Source organism: Thermodesulfovibrio sp. 3907-1M (assembly GCF_040450955.1).
Classification (GTDB): Bacteria; Nitrospirota; Thermodesulfovibrionia; order Thermodesulfovibrionales; family Thermodesulfovibrionaceae; genus Thermodesulfovibrio; species Thermodesulfovibrio autotrophicus.
In genome coordinates, this window is record NZ_CP144373.1 from 438,897 (window position 1) to 461,310 (window position 22,414).

The 22,414-nt window shown below is 34.6% G+C and carries 19 protein-coding genes and 1 tRNA gene; 14 read left to right on the forward strand and 6 right to left on the reverse strand.

Going from position 1 to position 22,414, the window contains the following annotated elements; all coding sequences use genetic code 11:
* Window positions 1-6 precede the first annotated feature (6 nt).
* The 7 genes from V4D30_RS02405 to V4D30_RS02435 are packed head-to-tail and all read left to right on the forward strand — an operon-like array spanning window position 7 to window position 7,469.
* On the forward strand, window positions 7-1,464 hold the full coding sequence (locus tag V4D30_RS02405; protein ID WP_353684660.1) for a hydrogenase 4 subunit D: 1,458 nt from the start codon (window positions 7-9) through the stop codon (window positions 1,462-1,464).
* The gene (locus V4D30_RS02410; protein WP_353684661.1) at window positions 1,464-3,527 is read left to right on the forward strand and encodes a proton-conducting transporter membrane subunit; all 2,064 of its coding nucleotides are present in this window, start codon (window positions 1,464-1,466) and stop codon (window positions 3,525-3,527) included. Before V4D30_RS02405 ends, V4D30_RS02410 begins: the two co-directional genes overlap by 1 nt.
* Window positions 3,524-4,438, forward strand: coding sequence for an NADH-quinone oxidoreductase subunit H (locus tag V4D30_RS02415; protein WP_353684662.1), 915 nt, complete (start codon window positions 3,524-3,526; stop codon window positions 4,436-4,438). Before V4D30_RS02410 ends, V4D30_RS02415 begins: the two co-directional genes overlap by 4 nt.
* 1 nt (window position 4,439) lies before the next feature.
* Window positions 4,440-5,084 carry a hypothetical protein gene (locus V4D30_RS02420; protein ID WP_353684663.1) on the forward strand — a complete coding sequence of 215 codons (645 nt, stop codon included), beginning with the start codon at window positions 4,440-4,442 and terminating at the stop codon, window positions 5,082-5,084.
* The gene (locus tag V4D30_RS02425) at window positions 5,081-6,532 is read left to right on the forward strand and encodes a proton-conducting transporter membrane subunit (RefSeq protein ID WP_353684664.1); all 1,452 of its coding nucleotides are present in this window, start codon (window positions 5,081-5,083) and stop codon (window positions 6,530-6,532) included. Before V4D30_RS02420 ends, V4D30_RS02425 begins: the two co-directional genes overlap by 4 nt.
* 12 nt (window positions 6,533-6,544) lie before the next feature.
* Window positions 6,545-7,015 (forward strand): NADH-quinone oxidoreductase subunit B family protein, encoded by a 471-nt coding sequence (locus V4D30_RS02430; protein ID WP_353684665.1) that lies wholly within the window; start codon window positions 6,545-6,547, stop codon window positions 7,013-7,015.
* Window positions 7,002-7,469 carry a hydrogenase 3 maturation endopeptidase HyCI gene (locus V4D30_RS02435; RefSeq protein ID WP_353684666.1) on the forward strand — a complete coding sequence of 156 codons (468 nt, stop codon included), beginning with the start codon at window positions 7,002-7,004 and terminating at the stop codon, window positions 7,467-7,469. The genes V4D30_RS02430 and V4D30_RS02435 overlap by 14 nt, the downstream gene beginning before the upstream one ends.
* 5 nt (window positions 7,470-7,474) lie before the next feature.
* On the opposite strand, the gene rgy is transcribed toward V4D30_RS02435, so the two are convergent.
* From rgy to V4D30_RS02465, 6 genes are read right to left on the reverse strand one after another with little or no spacing between them, the layout of a single operon-like run.
* Entirely contained in the window at window positions 7,475-10,879 is a 3,405-nt protein-coding gene (rgy, locus tag V4D30_RS02440; protein WP_353684667.1) for a reverse gyrase, read from the reverse strand.
* On the reverse strand, window positions 10,876-12,525 hold the full coding sequence (locus V4D30_RS02445) for an AMP-binding protein (RefSeq protein ID WP_353684668.1): 1,650 nt from the start codon (window positions 12,523-12,525) through the stop codon (window positions 10,876-10,878). The genes rgy and V4D30_RS02445 overlap by 4 nt, the downstream gene beginning before the upstream one ends.
* Before the next feature lie 14 nt (window positions 12,526-12,539).
* Window positions 12,540-13,901 (reverse strand): alginate export family protein, encoded by a 1,362-nt coding sequence (locus tag V4D30_RS02450; protein ID WP_353684669.1) that lies wholly within the window; start codon window positions 13,899-13,901, stop codon window positions 12,540-12,542.
* A 47-nt stretch (window positions 13,902-13,948) separates the two neighbouring features.
* Entirely contained in the window at window positions 13,949-15,583 is a 1,635-nt protein-coding gene (locus V4D30_RS02455; protein WP_353684670.1) for a class I adenylate-forming enzyme family protein, read from the reverse strand.
* Window positions 15,584-15,594: 11 nt separating this feature from the next.
* Window positions 15,595-16,839, reverse strand: coding sequence for a beta-ketoacyl-[acyl-carrier-protein] synthase family protein (locus V4D30_RS02460; protein WP_353684671.1), 1,245 nt, complete (start codon window positions 16,837-16,839; stop codon window positions 15,595-15,597).
* 1 nt (window position 16,840) lies between these two features.
* Complete coding sequence (locus tag V4D30_RS02465) at window positions 16,841-17,245, reverse strand: thioesterase family protein (protein WP_353684672.1); 405 nt, start codon at window positions 17,243-17,245, stop codon at window positions 16,841-16,843.
* A 195-nt stretch (window positions 17,246-17,440) separates the two neighbouring features.
* On the opposite strand from V4D30_RS02465, the gene V4D30_RS02470 reads away from it, so the two are divergent.
* From V4D30_RS02470 to V4D30_RS02500, 7 genes are all read left to right on the forward strand, one after another.
* Entirely contained in the window at window positions 17,441-17,725 is a 285-nt protein-coding gene (locus V4D30_RS02470; protein WP_353684673.1) for an integration host factor subunit alpha, read from the forward strand.
* A 1-nt stretch (window position 17,726) separates the two neighbouring features.
* Complete coding sequence (locus tag V4D30_RS02475) at window positions 17,727-18,077, forward strand: MerR family transcriptional regulator (protein ID WP_353684674.1); 351 nt, start codon at window positions 17,727-17,729, stop codon at window positions 18,075-18,077.
* Window positions 18,078-18,079: 2 nt separating this feature from the next.
* Window positions 18,080-18,154: transfer RNA gene (locus V4D30_RS02480), tRNA-Pro, on the forward strand.
* Window positions 18,155-18,574: 420 nt separating this feature from the next.
* The gene (lysS, locus tag V4D30_RS02485; RefSeq protein WP_353684675.1) at window positions 18,575-20,056 is read left to right on the forward strand and encodes a lysine--tRNA ligase; all 1,482 of its coding nucleotides are present in this window, start codon (window positions 18,575-18,577) and stop codon (window positions 20,054-20,056) included.
* Window positions 20,053-21,258: a lipoprotein-releasing ABC transporter permease subunit gene (locus V4D30_RS02490; protein ID WP_353684676.1), complete on the forward strand. Its 1,206-nt coding sequence runs from the start codon at window positions 20,053-20,055 to the stop codon at window positions 21,256-21,258. The genes lysS and V4D30_RS02490 overlap by 4 nt, the downstream gene beginning before the upstream one ends.
* Complete coding sequence (locus V4D30_RS02495; protein WP_353684677.1) at window positions 21,258-21,503, forward strand: hypothetical protein; 246 nt, start codon at window positions 21,258-21,260, stop codon at window positions 21,501-21,503. Before V4D30_RS02490 ends, V4D30_RS02495 begins: the two co-directional genes overlap by 1 nt.
* A complete protein-coding gene (locus V4D30_RS02500) occupies window positions 21,451-22,170 on the forward strand; it encodes an ABC transporter ATP-binding protein (protein ID WP_353684678.1) in 720 nt (239 codons plus the stop codon). Before V4D30_RS02495 ends, V4D30_RS02500 begins: the two co-directional genes overlap by 53 nt.
* Window positions 22,171-22,414 lie beyond the last annotated feature (244 nt).

Consider the following 22,414-nt stretch of genomic DNA (forward strand, 5'->3'; position numbering starts at 1 on the left):
GTTAGTATGGATTTCTTATATTTAACATTGATTACACCATTTATCGGAGCTTTACTATCTTATATTTTTAAAAATAAAGCTGGACCTATTGCTTCTGTATTTTGTCTGATTACACTTTTATTCAGCCTGCTGAGTATTTTTGAGACATCTCTTTCAACAATGAGAGTTTATTACAGTTTTTCATTATTTAAATGGCTTAATGCTGAATTGAGTTTCGGAGTTTTTTGTGATCCCCTCACATTAATTTTACTTATTCTTATAACTGTAATTGGCTTTTTTGTAGTTTCATACTCCTGTGGATATATGTCTCCTTTGAATGCTGATCATCCCTTTTACAAACCCTACGGAAGTTACTACTTTCTTATACTTCTTTTTATTGGTGCAATGGTTGGAGTTGTTACAGCTGTCAATTTTTTACAGTTATTTTTCTTCTGGGAAATAACTACTCTATGTTCATGGGCTTTAATTTCTTACACAAAAGACAAAAAGGCTCTTTTTTCTGGATTAAAAGCATTCATAATGACTCATATCGGTGGAATTGGCTTTTTAATTGCCCTTGCTTTAATGTATTGTCAGGCAAAATCCTTTGATTTTTCAGTAATTGATTCACTATCTTTATCCAGTAAGTTTATTGTTTTTGCTCTTCTGTTTTTTGCTGCCACTGCAAAGTCAGCTCAGATACCCCTTTTTACCTGGTTACCTGATGCAATGGTAGCTCCAACACCAGTAAGTGCCTATCTTCATGCAGCAGCAATGGTGAAAGCAGGAGTTTATCTGATGGCAAGAATTTATCTTTCTAACTCCTCTTTTACAGAAAATGAAGCCTTTATTGTAGGAATTATTGCTATTTCAACAATGATGCTTTCTGTAATTTTATACTATCTTCAGGATGACCTGAAAAAACTGCTTGCCTACTCAACCATAGGACATCTTGGCTATATTTTCCTTGGTGTATCTCTTGGAATCTATGGTTCAAAAACAGCAGGTTGTGGAGGAATTTTTCATATTATTAATCATGGATTTGCAAAGGGTTTGCTTTTTCTCTCAGTTGGTGCAATTGCCTATGCAACAGGCTCAAAAAGTATTAAAGAACTTCAGGGAGTCTCAAAGAAATTTCCCCTTTTTACTGCATGTTTTCTTGCAGGAATGTTTGCAATAATTGGAGTTCCACCTTTTTCAGGATTCTGGAGTAAATTCATGATTTTTACAGGAGCTTTTGAAATTAAAAATACAGCCGCTACAGCATTCGGTATCACTGCAATTTTTGAAAGCATTCTTTCCTTTTGCTGGTATATTTTTGTGGGGCATAGAGTCTTCTTTGGAGAAGCATCAGAAAAGGTAATGAAAGCCAGTAACAATCTTCCTTTATCAATGAAGCTCAGTTTAATGTTGCTTTTAATTTTGAGTCTGCTCTCTCCTTTAATTGGTTATCCCTTTGTTAAAGCTTTATCAGGAGGGCATTGATGGAATATCTTTATATTTCATTTTTAACTTTGATTTCTGCAGCAGTATTAACATCTTTTATTAAAAATAAAAATCTGTCTGGAATTTTAATAGCTTTTCTGACAGCTATATCATCAGCATGTCTTTTTTATCTTTCCATAGATGTACTCCTTGCAAACAAAATTGTTGAACATAATCTCTTTTCCCTTAAGCCTCTGTTAAACTCTTCTTTTCTTATAAGCATTGATTCTCTCTCTGTTTTATTTCTTTTAATAATATCGTTGATTTCCTTCTGCGTGTCTTTATTTTCGTGGAAGTATCTTAATGCTTATAAATCAAATTCACCAGCTGGTTTTTATCCCTTTTTAATGCTTCTTTTTATCTCATCTGTGGGAGTTGTCTCTGTAAAGGATATTCTATTTTTCATAGTTTTCTGGGAGTTTATGACGCTTAGCTCGTGGTTTCTTGTTGTTTTTGAAAAAGAGAGGAAACCAGCAATTAAAGGAGGACTTCAGTATTTTATTACTACTCATGTGGCAACAGCATTTTTAATTCTTGCCTCAGTAATTCTTTATTCATACAGCAATGATTTTTCTTTTCATGAAATAAATAAAGGTTTTGCATTTATCATAAACAATCACCCAGGAGTTGCTCATTTTATTTTGTTCTGCTTTTTCATAGCCTTTGTTACAAAAGCTGGAGTTCTTCCTTTTGGATTCTGGCTTCCAAATGCATATCCACAGCCACCGTCATCAGCTTCTTCTTTCTTTGGTGGAGTAATGTCAAAGCTTGCAGTTTATGCTCTCCTGAGATTTTTCTGTTCTGTGCTTCCTCTTTCTTTTCATACTCAGATATGGGGATTTATTATCGCAACATCTGGAGTTTTTTCAATCTTTATTGGAACAATTGCTGCTTTAACACAGGATGAAGCTAAAAGACTCATGTCATTCCATGCAATTGGACAGGTAGGATACATGCTTCTTGGAATTGGTGTTGGACTTTATTTTTTAAAAATTAATCCCTTTCTCGGTGCTATTGCACTGGTGGGAGGATTATTTCATGTTTTCAATAATTCTATTTATAAAAGCCTTTTATTTTTAAATGCTGGCTCAATTTTTTATAAAACAGGCACAACTGACCTTAACAGGGTTTCAGGATTGATAAAAGTAATGCCTCTTACAGCAATCACTGCTTTGATTGCCTCTCTATCAATTGCTGGAGTTCCTCCATTTAATGGTTTTATATCAAAACTTCTTATTTTTGAGTCCTCAATCTGGACAGCAAAACAGTCAGAAGTATTCTTCCTCATAAGAGGAGCTTTTATAGTTTTCGGAATCATCTCTGTTTTTATCTCTGCAGTAACTTTAGCATCTTTTCTTAAATTTGTAAATTCTGCTTTTATGGGAAAGCTTCAGGGAACAGTTGATGAAAAAAGAAATTTACCATGGAGTATGGTTTTGCCCCAGTTAATCCTTGCAATACTTTGTATTTTAACAGGATTATTTCCCATCTTCCCTTTAAAGATTATTTATGCTGCCACCGCGGCTTCATCAGCCTCTTTACCAGATTTTTCATCAGTTTTTACAGGCAATATTGCTGGGGTTGAGATTAACTTTATTAAAAATTATTCTCAGGGTGCGTGGTTTCCTGTTTTTGTTATGATTCCATTGCTGATTCTATGTCTTTTAATATTCTCCTTTGAAAAATATGCTCAGGCTCCTAAAAGAGAAGTAGAAACATGGTATGGTGGAAAAGAACATGTTCCTGAAGAAGTAGCATATAGAGGACATAGTTTTTATCAGCCCTTTAAAGACCTTGTGAGCTTCAGTATTGGAAAAATTCAATTTAAAGGATTTTATCCTGTTACAACTCCGTCAATCAAAATCTCAATACCGGAAAGAGTTTTAAAAATTCTTCATCCCGATGAATGGCTTTATTATCCAGTGGCAAATATTTTGATAAAGATATTTGAATCACTATATAAAATACACGGGTTAACAACGAAAAAATATATTGCATGGCTTATATGTGGTAGCATTCTCGTTATGATCTTACTGTTTTATTTTGCAGGAGGAAGGTTATGATTTCAGATTTTCTCATATATTCATCAATTATAAATATATTTGTCGTTTTACTCCTTTCTCCATTTTTTGATGGATTTACCAGAAAAGTAAGGGCATTGATACAGAGCAGAGTAGGACCTCCTCCGCTTCAATCATATTATGACATTATCAAATTAATGGGAAAGGAAGACCTGAAATCAACGATAAATCCACTTTTCCGGCTTTCACCATATCTGTCAGTTGTAAGCATTGCAGTGGCTTGTCTTTTAATTCCTATAACAGGATTAACTCCACCGTTAAACTTCTGGGGAGATATATTTCTTTTTATTTATATAATTACAGTTGTTGGAATCGCAATAATTATTACCGCATCTGCCTCTGAAAATCCCTTTGCTTACATTGGTGCATCACGAAAAATGATGCTACATCTCTCAGTTGAGCCAATTCTTGCAATAGCTCTCATAACAGGCGCTATAAATGCTGGGTCTTTTAAAATTGGAGATATAGTTACATGGTATCATGCCAGTGGACCAAATGTTTCCATGCTTCTTGCAACAGTCTGTGTATTTCTCTCGCTTCAGGCTTTGATTGGTAAAATTCCCTTTGATATATCTGAAGCTGAACAGGAGATTGCAGAAGGTGTCCTTATTGAATTGAGTGGACCAAAATATGCATGCGTTAAATGGGCTAACATGTCAAGGCAGGTTCTTTTCTGTCTTGTTTTTACTCAGATTTTTATTCCCTGGCCCCTGCTGGAAAACTCTTTATTGAACACAGGCATTGCTTTGATAAAAGTCTCAATAATTATATTTATAAGCACTCTCATTGAAGCTTTAAATCCGAGACTCAGAATTGACCAGGCGCTGAAATATAACCTTACTCTTGCTATTTTTTCATTAACATCTATATTTCTTGCACTTTTAGGGGTGTAATATGGAGATACTCTACATTATAATTTTATTTTTTACTTTTCTTGCAGGAGAAGCTAAAAGCTTAAAGTTTTCCGCTTTAAGTCTTGTTCCCCATTCTCTTTTTATTGTTGTGGCAGTCTTTGCTATTGGCTACATCCATGAAATACCTTCTTTTTATATAATAGGGACAGTTGATCTGATTGTAAGAGCTGTTTTAATGCCTGTTTTTTTACTTAAGTGTCTTAAAAACAGAATTGAGACAGAAGAAAAACCTTCAGTATCCCATCCTCTTTCTATAGCCTTATCAATAGTTGTTCTTTCTGTTGGTTTTCATTTTGTTGAAATATTTAAAGCATCTCAATTGCCAGAGGTGCTTTCAAGCTTTTCTTGTGGATTAACCCTTTCTATATATGGTTTTTATCTTTTCATATCAAAAAAAGACATGGTGAAAATGATAATAAGCTTTTTTATTATTGAAAACGGAATTCATTTCCTGATAATAAGCATGATTCCCCATATGCCAAAGCTTATTGAAATTTCATTAACTTTCAATTTTGTTGTGGCAGTGCTATTTTTTGTCTATATTGTTGTAAGGCTGAATGAAGTATTTTTTAGAGAAGAGATTAAGAAATTTAAAGAATTAAACTCTCAAAGGAGTGAACAATGAGTTTTATTCTGCTCACTTTCAGTTTTATAGCTCCAGCTTTAGGTTCTTTAATAATTCTTCTTTTTGGTAAAAGAGCTTTAGTAAAGGAATTGTTTTCCACTTTTTCAATAATTTTAGCTATGCTGTCAACGGTGCTTTCATGGAATTCATTAGTTTCATCGGATGGAAAATCTTTATCTTCTGGAGAAATTTTTTACATTGATGGATTAAGTCTGCTCATGCAGTTAATAGTTGAATTTGTTGCTTTGATGGTAATTTTATATTCACCAAAATATATTGTTAGAGTTTATGGACACAGAAAAGAAAGCTTTCATATTTATTACAGTGTTATACTTATCGGGACAGCATTTATGAATCTTTCATTCACTTTGAACAATCTTTTCTGGCTTTATATTACAGTTGAATTAAGCAGCATTCTTTCAGTTTATCTCGTTGTTTTCAACTTAAATAAGGAATCATTGAAAGCAGGTTTTAAATATTTAATTTTAGTTAATGTGGGAATTCTTTTTAGCTTGCTCGGAATTATTTTACTTTTCTACATTGCTGGAAAACCTATAATGATAAGCAATATTGGAGAAGTGATTAAAAGTTTACCGCGAAATATTGCCCTTCTGTCTGCATTTTTATTCATTGTTGGATTTTTCACAAAAGCAGGATTAATTCCATTCCATCTCTGGTTGCCTGACTCCTATGCAGAGTCTCCATCTTCAATTACAGTATTTTTAGCTGGAGCAGTAACAAAGCTTGGATTTTATGGATTAGCCCGCACAGTAACAATATTCTCTCTTAATTACGAAGAAATAAAGACTCTTGTGATAACCCTTTCATCATTAAGCATGTTGATTGGCGCTATCCTTGCATTTAATCAAAGAGATATCAAAAAATTGATTGCCTACATAAGCATAAGTGAGATGGGATTTATAGCGTCAGCTCTGGCTTTGAAGAGTTATGAAGGATTATTCGGAGGCATTTTCCATATTATAAATCATACTGTTATGAAAGGGATATTATTTTTTTCAGCAGGAGCAATAATCTATGCCACAGGAAGCAGAAAAATTGAGGAAATAAAGAGATCAATTGGCAAAATGCCTACGATTACCATATTGTTTTTTATCGGTTCACTGGCAGCAGGAGGAATGCCACTTTTTGCAAGCTTTTTAAGTTCAGTTACAATATTTATTGCCATTACCAGTGAAGGTTTTTTATGGGTATCAATAGTCTTAATTTTATCAGAGTTTATCTGTGCCATTGCTCTTTTAAGGACAGCAATATCAATATTCTGGGAGAAAAATGAAAAAATTGAGGTTTTCACAAGCCCTGTGCCTTTTTCAATGATATTTTGTACTGGAGTTTTTGCTGTAGTATTAATCATTTTTGGAATATATCCAGAAATTATTCATCCTGTTATTGACATGGCAACAAAGGGAATTATAAAAATCGCTGGCTAAAGGAGGCTTAAGATGTCTTTGCTTAAAAAATTAGCTCAAAAGGCACTAAAAAAATCAATATGGATATTTCATGTAAACACAGGAGCATGCAATGGCTGTGATATAGAACTTCTTGATGTACTTACTCCTTACTATGACATTGAAAGATTTGGAATGAAAGCAGTAAGTTCTCCACGACATGCAGATGCACTTGTTATTTCAGGACCTGTAACAAGACCTACTGTAGAGTTTGTTAAATCAGTTTATGAAGCAACTCCTGAGCCAAAGATTGTTATTGCTCTTGGCTCCTGTGCAACAGCAGGTGGAATATGGTTTGACAGCTACAATGTAGTTGGTGGAGTTGATAAAGTAATTCCAGTAAATTTATACATCCCAGGATGTCCTCCCCGTCCTGAGGCAATTCTCTTTGGAATTGCTCAAGCTCTTGGAATATCAAAAAAGAAAATAAAACCTCTTGTGGCAGAACAAATTGGAATTGAATGAATTTTTAAAACAGATTAAAGGAAGGGTTTTAATCGCAGGAATAGGCAATCCCTTAAGAGGAGATGATGCCGTAGGTTCATACATTGTAAAAGCACTTAGTAATGAAAAAATAAATGCAATATTGATTGACTGTGAAGATAAACCTGAGAGATTTATTGACAAAATAATCCAGCATAAACCAGATACAGTTATTTTTATTGATGCTGTGCATATGAATCATGAACCTGCAGCAGTAGTTTTTTTAAAAGAGGAGAATTTACTGCACACAGGAATCTCAAGCCATCAGAGTAATCTTAAAATGTGTATTGAATACATAAGATCAAAAATCAAAACTGAAATCTTCATAATTGGCATTCAACCTGAAAATACGGATTTTGGAAAATCAGTGAGTGAAAAAGTTTTAGGGGTGGCAGAAATTTTAAAAAATATTTTAATTCAAGCTTTAAAAAAGTAGAATTCTCAACGTTTTCTTGTTTTTAAAATCTTTTTATATAAATCATGAAGCAGTTTTTCATAATCAATAATACCTTCTTCCACTTTATCCATGAATGATTCAAGCTGTTCTGTAAATTCTTCGGAAAGAAAGCTTTTTATCTCTTCTTTTTGATTTAAATAAAAATACACGGTTTTACCAAGCTCTGTAGGAATTAAAAAGCCTTTTGATTCAAAGATATATTTTCTATCAAGGAGTTTTTCAACAATGCTGGCATAGGTTGAAGGTCTTCCAATTCCCTTTTCCTTCATTTTTGCTACAAGCTCACTGTAAGTGTAAAGATAAACCTTTGGCTGTTGTTTGATTTGTTTGGTATTTTCTATATTAAAAATACCTTCTTCCGCAGGATAAGTCTCAATTTTTAAAATTCTGTTCCAGCCGTCTTCAATTATCTCTGTCCGCAAGTTAATTTTTTGTTGTTTATCCAATGCTTTGATTAGAATTTCTCTATATTTAGACTTAACTGGTCTCATCTGGCTTGCAATAAATCTTCTAAAAATCATTTCATAAAGAAGAAGATGTTCTTTACTTAGTCCTTCAATCTGTCCAGTTATGAGCATTGAGCTTAATTCTTCAGGTTCAATTGCTTTTGTAGGTCTGATGCATTCATGGGCACCTCCTTCAAACCAGAGTCTTGGTAAAAAGTATTCCAGACCAAACTCTTCTTTTATGAATTCCTTTGCCACATTAATTCCAGCATCAGAGACTCTTTGAGAGTCTGTTCTGTGATAAGTTATAAATCCAAGTTCAAAAAGGGTTTGAGCAAGTTCCATTGTTTTTGGTAGGGAAAATTTATAAAAATCTCCAGCATCTTTAAGCATCGTATCAGTTCTGTAAGGAGGTTGAGGCATTTCTATTTTTTCTTCCTCTGAAATAATTTCAATTTGAGCTTCTTTTAAACCGGCAAAAAATTTCATGGCTTCCTGTTTATCTTCAAAGTCAAAACTAATTCTTAGTTTTTTATTATTTTCTCCTATTAAAAATACAACTTTATAGATTTTTTCTTTGTATTCCTTTTCCCTGTTAATTATCCAGCCTAATACAGGAGTTTGAACTCTTCCAGCTGAAAGAGTTTGTTTTCCGAAATTTTTTTGAAGTAACTGAGAAAACTCAAATCCAATCCATCTATCAGCAATTCTTCTTACGATCTGGGCTTTAACAAGATTTAAATCAAAATCTCTTGGTTCTTTTAATGCTTTAATTACTGCTTTTTTAGTAACTTCGTGAAATTCCATTCTCTTTATATCTTTCACGTAGGGTTTTAATATCTCGTGAATATCCCAGCCTATCTTTTCTCCTTCAGTATCGGGATCTGTAGCAATAAGAACCTGCTCTGCCTCTACAGCAATTTTTCTTATGCTTTTGATTATTGAGTCTTTATCTTCAATGGTTTCATAAATTGGAATAATGTTCTTGTTAACTAATACTCCATAAAAAGCTTCATTTTTTATCAAATCAAGAATGTGTCCATAAGAGGATGTAAGCATTATATATCTGTCTTCAATGGATGTTTCAAAAATGTCATGATCAAAGATTTTTCTTTTTACAGGTTTGCCAAAAAAGTTTGCAATGGTTCTTGCTTTATTTGGAGACTCTACAATAATTAAAACAGGTTTCAGTGGATCTTTACTGTCCTCATGTTTCTTTGTTTTGAAAAACTCTTTAATTTTTGCCCTGTCCCTATCAATTTCTTTTAAAATACTGTCTAAGTCAATCTCCTCTACAGGCAAAAACTTTATTTCATCACTGAACCATTTTACCTTTCTCATAAGATGTTTAAAAGTAGCTTTATCATCTACTAAAATTAATGAAAGTCCCTTTGTAATTCCACCCGCATACATTCTTGAAGTTCTTCCACTTGCCTGTAGATACCCCGTAGCATCGGATACCATCATAAGATAGCCTTCTTCAGTGAATCTAAGTGTTATTTCGTCAGAAGAATTCAGTAAATTCAAAACTTCTTTTGATGAGAAAAAATTGCCGATTTCTTCTCTTAAACTGTCTATTCTCTTTCTGAGAGAGTGTTTTAAACTTATAAACTCTTCGGTTAGAGATTGAAATTTTCTTAATTGATTAATCCAGCTGTTTATTTTCTGTGTGTATTCTGGTAATTTTTTAACAATAAAAGAACGAATTGAAGAGACTGACCATAAAAGATGACTCAGGTTTGATTCAAACTTTAAGGAAATAACAATTTTTGGTACTCCATGAAAAAGTGCGTATCTGACAGCATGGGGCATGTCAAATCCACGAGCTAAAGGATTTTTATAAGAAGCTATACCCACTAAAACATCTACTTTACCTGTTTCAAAACTGTGTATTGCTGTATCATTTATATTTTCATAGGATACTGCCTTTATTCCATTTTTTTTGAATTCCCTTATAACTTCATTTATTCCCTCTTTCCCTTTATCAGAAGAGATAAAAACCAGCCCTCCATTACCAAGTTTTTTAATCCATTCAACCAATGAACCTCTTTCAGTAAAGACATCAACAACATTTCTTAAATAAAATGTGGGAGTGCCAATTTCAAATCCCAGAAGTTCACGAAAAATTTTTATTCTCTTTGAACGAGGTTGACTGGTGGCAGAAGATACCACAAGCACACCTTTCTTGTGACTTTTTAATTTGTCAAGCTCTTTCTGAATTTCATTTATCTTTTTCCAGTCAGTATCAGTTTTGTTAGCCTTTGCTTTAAGTAAAATGAGTTCAAGAGCTTTTGCAATGTCAGATGGAGAAAATCCGAGTAAATAGAGAACTTTATCAACATTTTTGGCTGTTTTTAAAAAGGAATCTACATCGTCAATAAAAATAAAGTTGAAGTTTTCTGGAATTATTTTCTGATTTTTATAAAGGAACATTGATGTGGTAATGAGAACTTTGAAATCCTCTTTTTTTAGTCTTTCTTTAAGTTTTGCAGTGGTTTCATTAAAAGCAAGAATCTCATCTTTAAGTCCAAAATCTTCTAAACGCTTACAGACCTGTTCAACTAAAAGTTTTGTTGGCACAATAATGTATGACTTTTTATCTTCCCTTGCAAGATATGATGCCATAGAGATTCCAAAAGAAGTTTTGCCAACTCCTGTTGGTGCTAAAAGAGCAAAGGAACTGCCAGAAAAAACTCTTTTTGCCCATGTTTTTTGAAGACTCCATGGGTTTGATTTTATACATTTTTCAAAATGGTTTTCCCATTTTTTAACATGTTCGTTAATCTGGCAAATTTCTATATAATTTCCTGATTCTATGAATTTACAGGGATCAATCTCTTCATCGGGAAGGCATTTTTCACAGGGAAGACCTTTTTCCAGTCTTTGAGAGTTTATCTCCCCACCGCAGTTAGGACATAACTTTTTAAACAGGACTGGAATCATATAAAAAGATTTTTATACTCCTCTTTCAGTTTATATTTCTGAATTTTTCCACCCACTGTCTGTGGAAGACTTTCTATAAAGATTATAGCTTTAGGAATTTCATAAAAAGCAAGCCTGTATCTACAAAAAGATAATAATTCTTTTTCTGTTGTATTTTCTCCTTCTTTTAAAACAACAAAGGCTACAGGAGCTTCCTCCCATTTTGGATGAGGAAGTCCAACTACTGCAACATTTTCTACCTTTGGATGAAGTTTTAAAATCTGTTCAACACGGATGCTTGAAACATTGGCACCACCGCATTTTATTATATCCTTGTATCTGTCAACCATTATAATAAGCCCTTCTTCATCATACATAGCTGCATCTCCTCCATCAAACCATCCAAATCTGAAAGCGTGACGGGTTGCTTCTTCATCTTTGTAATATCCTGCCATCATAACAGGAGAACGCATAACTTTGTGTCCTACAATTCCAGGAGCACATATTTTACCACTGTCATCCATTATTGTTGTTGCGTAAAAAGGATGAGGTACTCCAAGATAATTAAAAGCAGGTTCTTTTTCTTCGTACTTTTTATACCACTTATGATGCCACATTCTTGTATCATACACGCATTCAGTCTGCCCATCATTTCCAACAATTAAAAGATTTTCTTCAAATATCTTTCTCATTCTTTTATCATAATCAGGTCTGAAAGGTCCCCATCCATAAGAAATCGCCTTAAGAGATGTTGTATCATATTTTTCTGGATTTTCCTCTATTATTTCACAGATTCTGTAAAAATCATGTGGCGCAGCAAAAACCCATGTTATTTTTTCCTTAGATATAGCCTCTGCCATGCTGTAATGATCAATTCCTCTTGAAATGATAGCAGTTCCGCCGCAAAGAAGAGTACCAAAAGTCATTCCCTGACAGGCTATGTGAAAAATTGGATAAAAAATTCCTGTTCTTATATCAGTTTCTGTAAGTAAAACTCCTCTATGGCTCATTGCCCAGCCAATTCCACAAAAATACATGTAAATATGAGAATGCATAACTCCTTTTGGCATTCCTGTGGTTCCTGCTGTATATTGAATCTGAAATATATCATCTCCGTGTATTTCCACTTCTGGCTCGGAATCGGGTTGGGATTCAATAAATTCAAAAAAACTTTTGCTTCCAGATACAGCATCTCCACCTATTGGAATTGTAACAAGGGGATGAATTTTACTTCTTTTAAAAATCTCCTGTGCTCTTGGATAGGTTTTCGTATCTGTAACTAAAAAGCTTGGTTCCACATGATTTATTATGTAATCCAGTAAATCTGGAGCTAACATAACATTTACAGGAACTATCACTCCGCCAGCTTTTATTGTCCCTATCTGAGCCAGAAAAAACTCTACAGAATTGGCGCAATAAAAAAGAACTCTATCTGCCCTTTTGAGTCCTTGTTCAAGTAAAGCATTTGCAAACTGATTTGCAATTCTATCACCCTGTCTGTATGTTACTCTTTTTAATGATTCATCAGAGCAAGCACCAGCCCATGCAATTAAAGCTTCTTTATCAGGAAAAGACCATGTAACTCTTTCCATAATATCACCGACTGAAACTCTTTCCCATCTATTAATTGCTCTTCTTCCATAAAGCGTTGTAACATCAATTTTCATCTTACTGACTCCTTCTAAAGTTTATACTGAATTTGCCATCTTATAAATGTGGCATTTTTTGCTTTTGATGTATAAAAGTCTTCAGGTATGAAGTATTCAAACTGTAAAAGTCCGTCAATATTTTTTGTAAACTGATATGTTCCAAGAAAAGTTAACATATGCCCTCTGTCATAACCTTCGTTTGAAAACATCTGACTAAGTGTTCCTATGAAATTAGTTTTTTTATCTGCCCAGAGATGCTGATATGAAAAACAAAGATTAGCATTTTTGGAAGGAGTTAAAATTAATTTTGTTACCACTTCCTTTAAGTTTGTCCAGTAACCCGGTATCGGACCTCCTTTTGATAAAGTCTCTGGAATAACTATATATGCAAAGAGCTCATTTGTAAATGCAGCTCTTGAAAAAGGAGGATTCCATGATTCATCTTTATTAGGTGTATTTCTATTATCTCCAGATAAATAAACAAAGCCTGCTTCAATTTTTGGAGATAGTTTTACCTGTGGAAAAGCCTTTGCTAAAAAAATATATCCACCAAATCCTGTTTTATCTTTCCCATCAGAGTATTTACCAATCTGGCGAGCCATTTCTCCTCTTAATGACCATTCATCGTTTATCTTGAAGACTGCTCTCATTCCAAAAGTATGAAAATTAAGCTCAGGGTTGCCATCCCATTCATCCTCTGTCTTGTAAAGATAATATGGCTCAACTGTAAATTTCTGAGAGAGTTTATTTCTTCCATATATTAAAAAGCCCTGTTCATGAGTGGCAGTAACTCTTTTTTTGTGATTTATATAAAGCCTGCTTGTTTCTTTTTCTGTATCATATGCAGAAGGATGAAGGCTCGGAAGATAAACATCTGTTACAGGATCTGATATGTAAACAAAGTCAACAGTATGTCCTTCAGCTAAGATAAGCTGAAGTTTAACAGCATTGAAATAAAAGCTTCTTGATCCATCAGCAGGAGTTCCATCAAAAATTATAAATCCTTCTCCATACATGTCTTTTCCAAGAAAATCCTGTCTTCCGATTCTGAGGTTTAAGGGAAGGTTAAAGGGAGTTTTAAGATCTAAATAAAGGTTGTCAATAAAGATTTCATCCTGATCAAGCCTTTTTAAATTTGTTCCATTGTCAAGAGTAACCCGATATGGACCTGAAACATGATATCTCGGCTCTGTTGCCAGTCTTGCGTAAAGAGAGATTTTATCATTAAACTTAACATTATCCCAGAGTTGAATTCTCAATCTAAAATAGCTTCTATCATCAGCTGGTGAGTGGGTTGTTCCAAGGTAAATGAAATTATCAAGTATTTCCTGTCTGAGTCTTATGGCACCCCCTGTCTCATGTTCAATTGCAAAGGCAAAAAAAGGAAAAGACAACAAAAAGATCAAAAATAAAATAATTACCCCATCTTACACCTCCTGAATTATCTTAAAAGTAAGCCATTTTTTAAGTCTTCTCTGGCTTGTTCTCTAAGTTTATAATGTTGTTTCTTTCCTGTAGCTGTCATTGGAAGGGAATCAAGAAATCTCCAGTAACGAGGTCTTTTGTAGGCTGGAAGCATGGGATGTTTTGATATGAAATTTTTAAGTTCCTCAAGAGTTAAGGTTTCATCTTTTTTTACAACATAGGCTACCAGAGCCTGTCCTCTTTTTTCATCAGGAACTCCCACAACTGCACAATACATTACCTTTGGATGCTCCTGTATTACTTCTTCTATTTGAATTGGATAAATGTTTTCTCCTCCTACAATAACCATATCATCTTTTCTTGAAACGATTGTTATATAATCATTTTCATCCCATGTAGCAAGGTCTCCTGTATAAAACCATTCTTTGTTAATTTTTTTATTTGTCTCTTCAGGTTTGTTGTGGTAATCATAACTGCATTTAAGTGATTTTATAATGACTTCGCCAACTTCCTGATTGTCTTTTTTAACAATTTCTTCTGGTTCTGCAAGTCTGTCTTCATAAACTCTTACTACTCTAACCTCATCAAATAAAACTGCCCTGCCAGCAGTTCCAGCCATCTGAGGAAGATCTTCCGGTATTAAGAGAGTATTCCAGAATGTTTCAGAGGTGCCGTACCCGTTGAAAATGTTTGGAGTAAATACATTCTGCATCTCAATACAAAGTGCTCTGTCAAGTGGAGAACCCATGCTTACAAGACCTCTTAAAGAGCTTAAATCATGATGATGCTTTTTCTGTTCCTCCATCATGACCTTATACATTGTAGGAACACCAATTATAAATGTGACTTTATATTTTTCTATTGCTTCTAACGCAGGTTTTGGATAAAAGGCTTTCATTGATGCAATTGTTGCACCAAGATAAAGTCCTGGATTTGGACCTCCGATGTGAATCCCTCCACGATGAAACCATGGAGAAAGATTAAGTAAAATATCGTTTTTATTCAAGCCAAGACTGACAATTACATCAATGGCTGTTAAAACTTCATTTATATTATTAAGAGGAACTCCCTTAGGTCTTCCAGTTGTTCCTGATGTATAAAGCCTTGTAACTTCAGAATAAGCCTCCTGAGGAGGTTCTATTGGCTCAAAATCCGGTTTTCCTTTTACATATTCTTCATAGGGTATTGCAAACTCACATTCTCCATGTCCTACATAAATCAATCTTTTTGGTTTATGTTTTGAAAGTTTAATTGCTTCCTTTACCATTTCTTTTAAAGCTATGTCAAATATAAAAATCCGTGGTTGCGAATCATCTATTGTATAGGCAGTTTCACCCGAAGAAAGTCTGAAATTTACAGGACTGCTTACAGTTCCAGTTTTCTGACATCCAAGCCAGATAAAAGCAAATTCCGGGACATTCATAAGCTGAAACATAACAACATCGCCCTTTTTTGCTCCTTCCTCAATTAAGGCTGAAGCAAACCTGTTTGCTTCTTTATTAAGCTCACTGTATGTCCACTGTCTTGCAGTGTCTGTATCAATAAGAGCTACTTTTTCAGGAAATTTTTTAACATTTCTTAAAAAGCCTGACAGGTAAGTAAAATTTTTTTCAAAGATTTCTTTAAATCTTTCCACATTGTAACTGCTCATGGGAAACCTCCTTAAATCTTTTTTAACACCAAGGAAGCATTAATACCTCCAAAACCAAAAGAATTTTTTAAAACTGTGTTCACTTCTTTTTTTCTTGCTTTATTCGGAACATAATCAAGATCACAGTCTGGATCAGGATTTTCAAGATTTATTGTTGGAGGTATAATTCCTTCAATTATTGTTTTTACGGAGAAAATAGTTTCTACTACTCCAGCAGCTCCCCACATATGTCCAATCATTGACTTATTTGCTGAAATAGGAATTCTGTAGGCATGCTCTTTGAAAACTTTTTTTATTGCTACTGTTTCAGTTAAATCGTTTAAAACTGTAGAGGTTCCATGCGCATTAATGCAGTCAATTTCTTCTGGTGAAGCTCTTGCGTCCTGTAAAGCCATTTTCATGCATTCAGCAATGCTTAAAGCTTGTGGTTCTGGTGCGGTTGGATGATAGGCATCGCAGGTTGCACCAAATCCTGCAACTTCAGCTAAAGGAATTGCTCCTCTTTTCAAAGCATGGTCATAAGATTCTACAATAACGCAACCAGCTCCCTCTGAAGGAACAAAGCCACATCTTAAACTGTCAAATGGTCTTGAGGCTTGTTGAGGCATTATATTTCCTTTCCCACCAGCAATTGCTCCGATGTTTTCAAGACTTGCAATAATTGTTGGTGTTATGCCTGCATCAGCTCCTATAACCATTGCAATGTCAATTATTCCCATCTGAATTAGTTTTGTAGCCAGCCCTATAGCTTTAGTTCCTGCAGCACAGGCTTCTTGAAGAAAATACTGTGGTCCGCGGGCATTGAAAATTCTTGCTACCTCTCCTGCCACAGGATTGGCAGCTAAGTTTAAAATGCAAAAAGGAGAGACCTTTTTAGGTCCTTTTGATGTAAATATTCCATAATTTTTTTCAAAAGTAGCAGGACAACCAATAGCACTTGCTCCAATGATAGAAAATCTGAAAGGATCTTTAATTGATTCAGGTTTAAAACCTGACGTTTCTGCTGTTAATAAAGCTACTGAGATAAAAAAATGAAACATTCTGTCATAGCGAGATATTATTTTTTTATCAAGAAATTCTTCAGCTGAAAAGTCATTACACTGTCCTGCAATCTGACATTTATTGTTTTCAGGATTAAAAAATGTAATTTGGCTAATTCCAGATTCTCCATTAACTAATTTTCTCCAGCATATATCTAAACTCACTCCCAGAGGAGTAATAAGATTCATTCCTGTTATAACAGCTTTTTGTTTCATTTTAAAGATTTTTTAGAATTTCTATAAAACAATGAGGAAGAGCAACAGGTTTATTTTCACTGTTAACACAGATATGATATGTGAAACCTTCTGCAATCTTTTCTTCTTCTTTAAAAACTTCGTAGCGAAATACTATCCCTCTTGATTTTAAACTTTCTATTGAAGTTCTTATAATAAGCAAATCATCATATGTTGCAGGTTTGTAATATTTAACATGAAACTCAACAACTGGAAGATGATATCCATTGTTTTCCAATTCCTTGTAAGTATATCCTTTTTGCCTTAAATACTCTGTCCTTGCTTTTTCAAAAAATATTGCATAGTTTCCATAATAAACAATACCAAAATTATCTGTATCAGCATACTTAACTCTTACTGGAACATCTATAAAACTCTCTGAATTCACGGTAAAAATTATATCACAAAAAAAGATCTGTGTAAAGTACAGTGGCAATTTTTTCTGCCAATTTGAGCGTAAGCAAAGAGGCTCCTGCTGACGCTTAATCCAGCTTAATCCTGAAGGTAATCCTTTAACTTGACAATATCGCAATGAAATAAGATAAAATTCAATAAACTAAATTGCTGAGCTGAGGGGGATGTGATGACGAAAGCTGATCTTATTAATTTCATTTTTGAAAGAGTAGGATTACCGAAAACTGAGATACAGAAAATTGTGGAGACAGTTTTTGACACGATAAAAGAGGCTTTGAAGGAAGAAGAAGTAGTTAAAATATCAGGTTTCGGAGTTTTTACAGTAAGAAGAAAGGGAAGTAGAATGGGTAGAAATCCGAAGACCATGCAAACTGTGGAAATTAAGCCAAGAAAAGTGGTTACTTTCAGACCAAGTGAGCAGTTGAAACAAAGGATTCAGAAAAGTATGAGCTGAAATGGGAGAGGCAATACAAAAACAACTGCCTTTTAAAATTTTTTATAAAATTGGAGAAACCAGCAGAATTGTTGGAGTTGAGCCTTATGTTTTAAGATACTGGGAAACAGAGTTCCCTTTTTTAAAGCCTAAAAAGACAAAGACAGGGCAAAGATTGTATACTAAAAAAGATATAGAGATGCTTTTTTTAATCAAAAAGATGCTTTATGAGGAGAGATTTACTGTAGAGGGAGTGAGACAGAAATTAGGAAAAATGTATAACAGGCAAGCTTCAAATGAAACGCTAACAAAAGAAGATATATTAGATAAAGTAAGAATTAAACTTAAAGAGATTTTGAGAATGCTTTCTTGAATCGGGGCGTAGCGCAGCCTGGTTAGCGCACTCGCTTGGGGTGCGAGTGGTCGGCCGTTCAAATCGGCTCGCCCCGATTTTTTAATTAAAGATTTTATGAAGACTGTAGAATAAGAGGTTGTTCTTTAAAATGTTATATTTAAAAGCGTTTTTATTGTCATCCCGAGGGGCTCAATGCCATTTTCATTGTCATTCCGAGTGTGGCATTCCACTTTTTTTGTCATTCCGAGGGTGGCATTCCACCCGAGGAATCTCTGAGTCTTCCAATGCCGAAAGAAACAAAGGAGATTCCTCGCCTGCCTCTGGCAGGCTCGGAATGACAAAGTATGGGCAGGCTCGGAATGACACCTCTTTTATGTCATCCCGAGGCGAAGCCGAGGGATCTCCGCCTTAGTGCGGAGTTAATTTAAAATTAGAAGGACTTGCAAATTCTTGATTTTCAAGAGTTTGCAAGTTTTTAACAGCTTCAATAAATAAAGGGGGTATAAATTAGTAATATGCAGGAAACGCCTTTATCTGAACTTATCCAGCAGAGGATTAAAAAACTTGAAACACTGAGAAGTCTTGGTATTGAACCTTACAATGGAGTTTTTGATCCTGAATACAGCACTGAAGAAATTTTTACAAAATTTGGAGATCTTGATAAAGAAAAACTGGAGCAGGAAAACATACGAACCTCAGCTGCTGGAAGAATAATTCTTTTAAGAGATTTTGGTAAAGCAGCTTTTGCCCATATACAGGATTCAAAGGGAAGAATTCAAATTTATCTAAGAAAAGATGTCTTAGGAGAAAAATTTTCTTTAATTAAAAATCTTGATATCGGCGACATTATTGGTGTTGAAGGAAAACTCTTTAGAACAAAGACAAATGAGTTAACAATAGAAGTTCATAACTTTGTTTTTTTAAGTAAATCCCTCAGGCCTCTTCCAGAAAAGTGGCATGGACTTAAAGATATAGAGGCAAGATACAGGCAGAGATATGTTGACCTTATTGTAAATCCATCAGTAAAGGAAACTTTTATAAAGAGACAACAAATTATTAAGTATTTGAGAGAGTTTCTTGAAAGGGAAGGATTCCTTGAAGTTGAAACTCCTATGATGCATACAATTGCAGGAGGTGCGAGAGCAAAGCCATTTAAAACATATCATGAAGCTCTTGATATGGAGCTTTACTTAAGAATTGCACCAGAGCTTTATCTGAAAAGGCTTCTTGTGGGCGGATTTGAAAGAGTTTTTGAAATAGGGAAGAATTTTAGAAATGAGGGAATATCAACGAAGCACAATCCGGAATTCACAATGGTGGAGTTTTATGTGGCTTACAAAGACTATAACTGGCTCATGGATTTTACAGAAAAGCTATTAGTTTACATTGTTGAAAAAGTCTCGGGAAGTCTTAAGGTAAAATACGGAGATTACACAATTGATTTCACTCCACCTTTTAAAAGAATTGCCATGTATGATGCCCTGAAGACTAAAGGTGTGCCAGAGGAAGCACTAAAAAACAGAGATTTTGCTTTAAAATGGGCTAAGGACAAAGGTATAGAGATTCCTGAGGGAAGCTCTCTAAGCAAGGTTCTTGACGAGATATTTAAAGAAGTTGTGGAGCCTGAACTTATTCAGCCAACATTTATCATTGATTATCCTGTTGAGCTTTCTCCTCTGGCAAAGAGAAAAAAAGACAATCCAGAGCTTGTAGAAAGATTTGAACTTTTTATTGCTGGAAGGGAAATGGCAAATGCCTTTTCAGAATTAAATGATCCTATTGATCAGAAAGAAAGATTTCTACGCCAGCTTGAAGAAAGGCTTAAAGGAGACGAAGAAGTGCCCGAGATGGATGAGGACTTTGTGAGAGCCCTTGAAGTTGGTATGCCTCCGGCAGCAGGAGAAGGCATTGGAATAGACAGACTTGTTATGATTTTAACTGACACTCACTCAATAAGAGATGTTATACTTTTTCCTCTTTTAAGACCTGAGAGATGAGACTTCCTTTTTATATTGCTTTAAGGTATTTAAAGAGTAAAAAAAGAGGTTTTTCCTTCGGCACTATAATTTCCATAAGTGGAGTTGCATTAGGAGTTATGGCTCTGATTGTTGTTATTTCTGTAATAAGCGGATTTCATGAGGATTTACAGAAAAAAATTCTTGGCACACAAGCACATGCTGTGGTTTTAAGTTACTCTGGAGGAATAGATAACTACAGAGCTGTTATGGATTTTTTATCAAAAAAACAAGAAATTGAAGCATCCTCCCCTTTTGTAATGGGACAGGTTCTTATTTCCTCCGGTAAAAGAGCTCATGGAGTGTATCTTAGAGGGATTATTCCAGAGTATGACATGAAAACTACAGAGGTTTTTAAACATGTTAAATATAAATATCAAAATTACACAGACCTGCCATGGATAATAATCGGCAAAGAACTGGCAAATCTTCTTGGAGTGCTTCCTGGAGACACAATTACAGTAATATCTCCAATGGGCTCAATTGGTCCATTGGGTATAATTCCAAAGGTCAGGAAGTTTACTGTTACAGGAATTTTTGAAATAGGAATGTATGAATATGACATGAATCTTGCAATAACAGACCTCAGGATAGCTCAAGATTTTTTTGAATATGGAGATAAAGTAACAGGTATTCAACTAAGACTTAAAGATGTCTACAAGGCAGATGTAATCTGTCAGAGAATTGCTCGTGAACTTGATGGAGAATTCTATCTCAAAGACTGGATGCAGATGAACAGAAACCTCTTTTCTGCCCTTAAGCTTGAAAAATTCACAATGTTTCTTATCCTTACATTGGTTGTGCTTGTTGCATCTTTTAATATAGTAAGCATGTTAATGATAAATGTTACTGAAAAGCAGAGAGACATTGCTATACTTAAGTCAATGGGCGCAAAAGACAGTCTCATAAAGTGGATTTTCGTATGTCAGGGGCTTATTATTGGTTTAATTGGAACTTTTATAGGATTAACAGGAGGAGTCTTTCTATGTGAGATTGTTAAATCCTATGAAATTGTAAAACTTCCAGCAGATGTTTACTATCTCAGTAAACTACCGGTTAAAATTAAAATTTTTGATGTTACGGTGATATGTGCATCTGCTTTATTTATCAGCCTTATTTCAACTGTTTATCCTGCTCACAGGGCATCAAAAATAAATCCTGTTGAGATTCTGAGGTATGAGTGATGTTTAGATTGATAAGAAACATTGGATGCCTGAGCATAATTGTATTTATCGTTTTTGTTATTGTTGCAGTGTTTTTTGGTGGAGAAAAAATCAGACAGGTAGGCGATAAAACAACTGGAATTGTTAAAAAAGGATTTCACTATACTGCAGACAAAGCAGATAGGATTCACCAGGATATAATGAAAAAAATAAATGAATTTGGAAAACCCTTCCATGAAAGAGATACTAAGGACAAAGAACCTTAAAAAAACTTACTGGACAAAGGCTGGTTCAATAGAAGTATTGAAAGGGATTGATTTTACAGCCTATCAAGGTGAGATTGTGGCTATAACAGGAGCAAGCGGAGTTGGTAAAAGCACTTTTCTCCATGTGATTGGAACACTGGATAAACCAACCTCTGGTGATATTTTATTCAAATTTCAAGAGGAAATAAATCCTTTAAAGCTTTCAGCAGATTCTCTCGCAGAGTTTCGTAACAAACATATTGGTTTTGTCTTTCAGTTTCACTATCTTTTGCCAGAGTTTAATGTTCTGGAAAATGTTATAATGCCGGAGTTAATTGCATCGCATTACAGCAAGACTAAGTTAACTCAAAATGTCATTAAAGAAAGGGCTTTTGAAATACTGAAAAAATTAGGATTATCAGAACGAGCCCAACATCGTCCTGGTGAGCTCTCAGGTGGAGAGCAACAGAGAGTTGCCGTGGCAAGAGCTTTGTTTAAAAATCCTTCTTTGGTGCTTGCCGATGAGCCCACAGGAAATCTTGATTCAAGGTCAGCTCATGAGCTTTTTGAGCTTTTTAAAAAAATTAACTCTGAAGAAGGCATTACCTTTATAATTGTTACTCATAATGAAGCAATTGCTCAAAAATGCACAAGAACACTGAGAATGATAGATGGAGTTTTAACCTGAAGTAGTTACCTGAAACTGACGATATAAATTGTCATCCCAGCCTTTTTATATCTCATTCCGAGGGTGGTATCCCACTTTTTTTGTCATTCCGAGTGTGGCATTCCACTTTTTTTGTCATTCCGAGGGTGGCTTTCCACTTTTTTTTGTCATTCCGAGGGTGGCATTCCATTTTTTTTTTGTCATTCCGAGGGTGGCATTCCACCCGAGGAATCTCTAACTCTTCCAATGTCGAAAGAAACGAAGG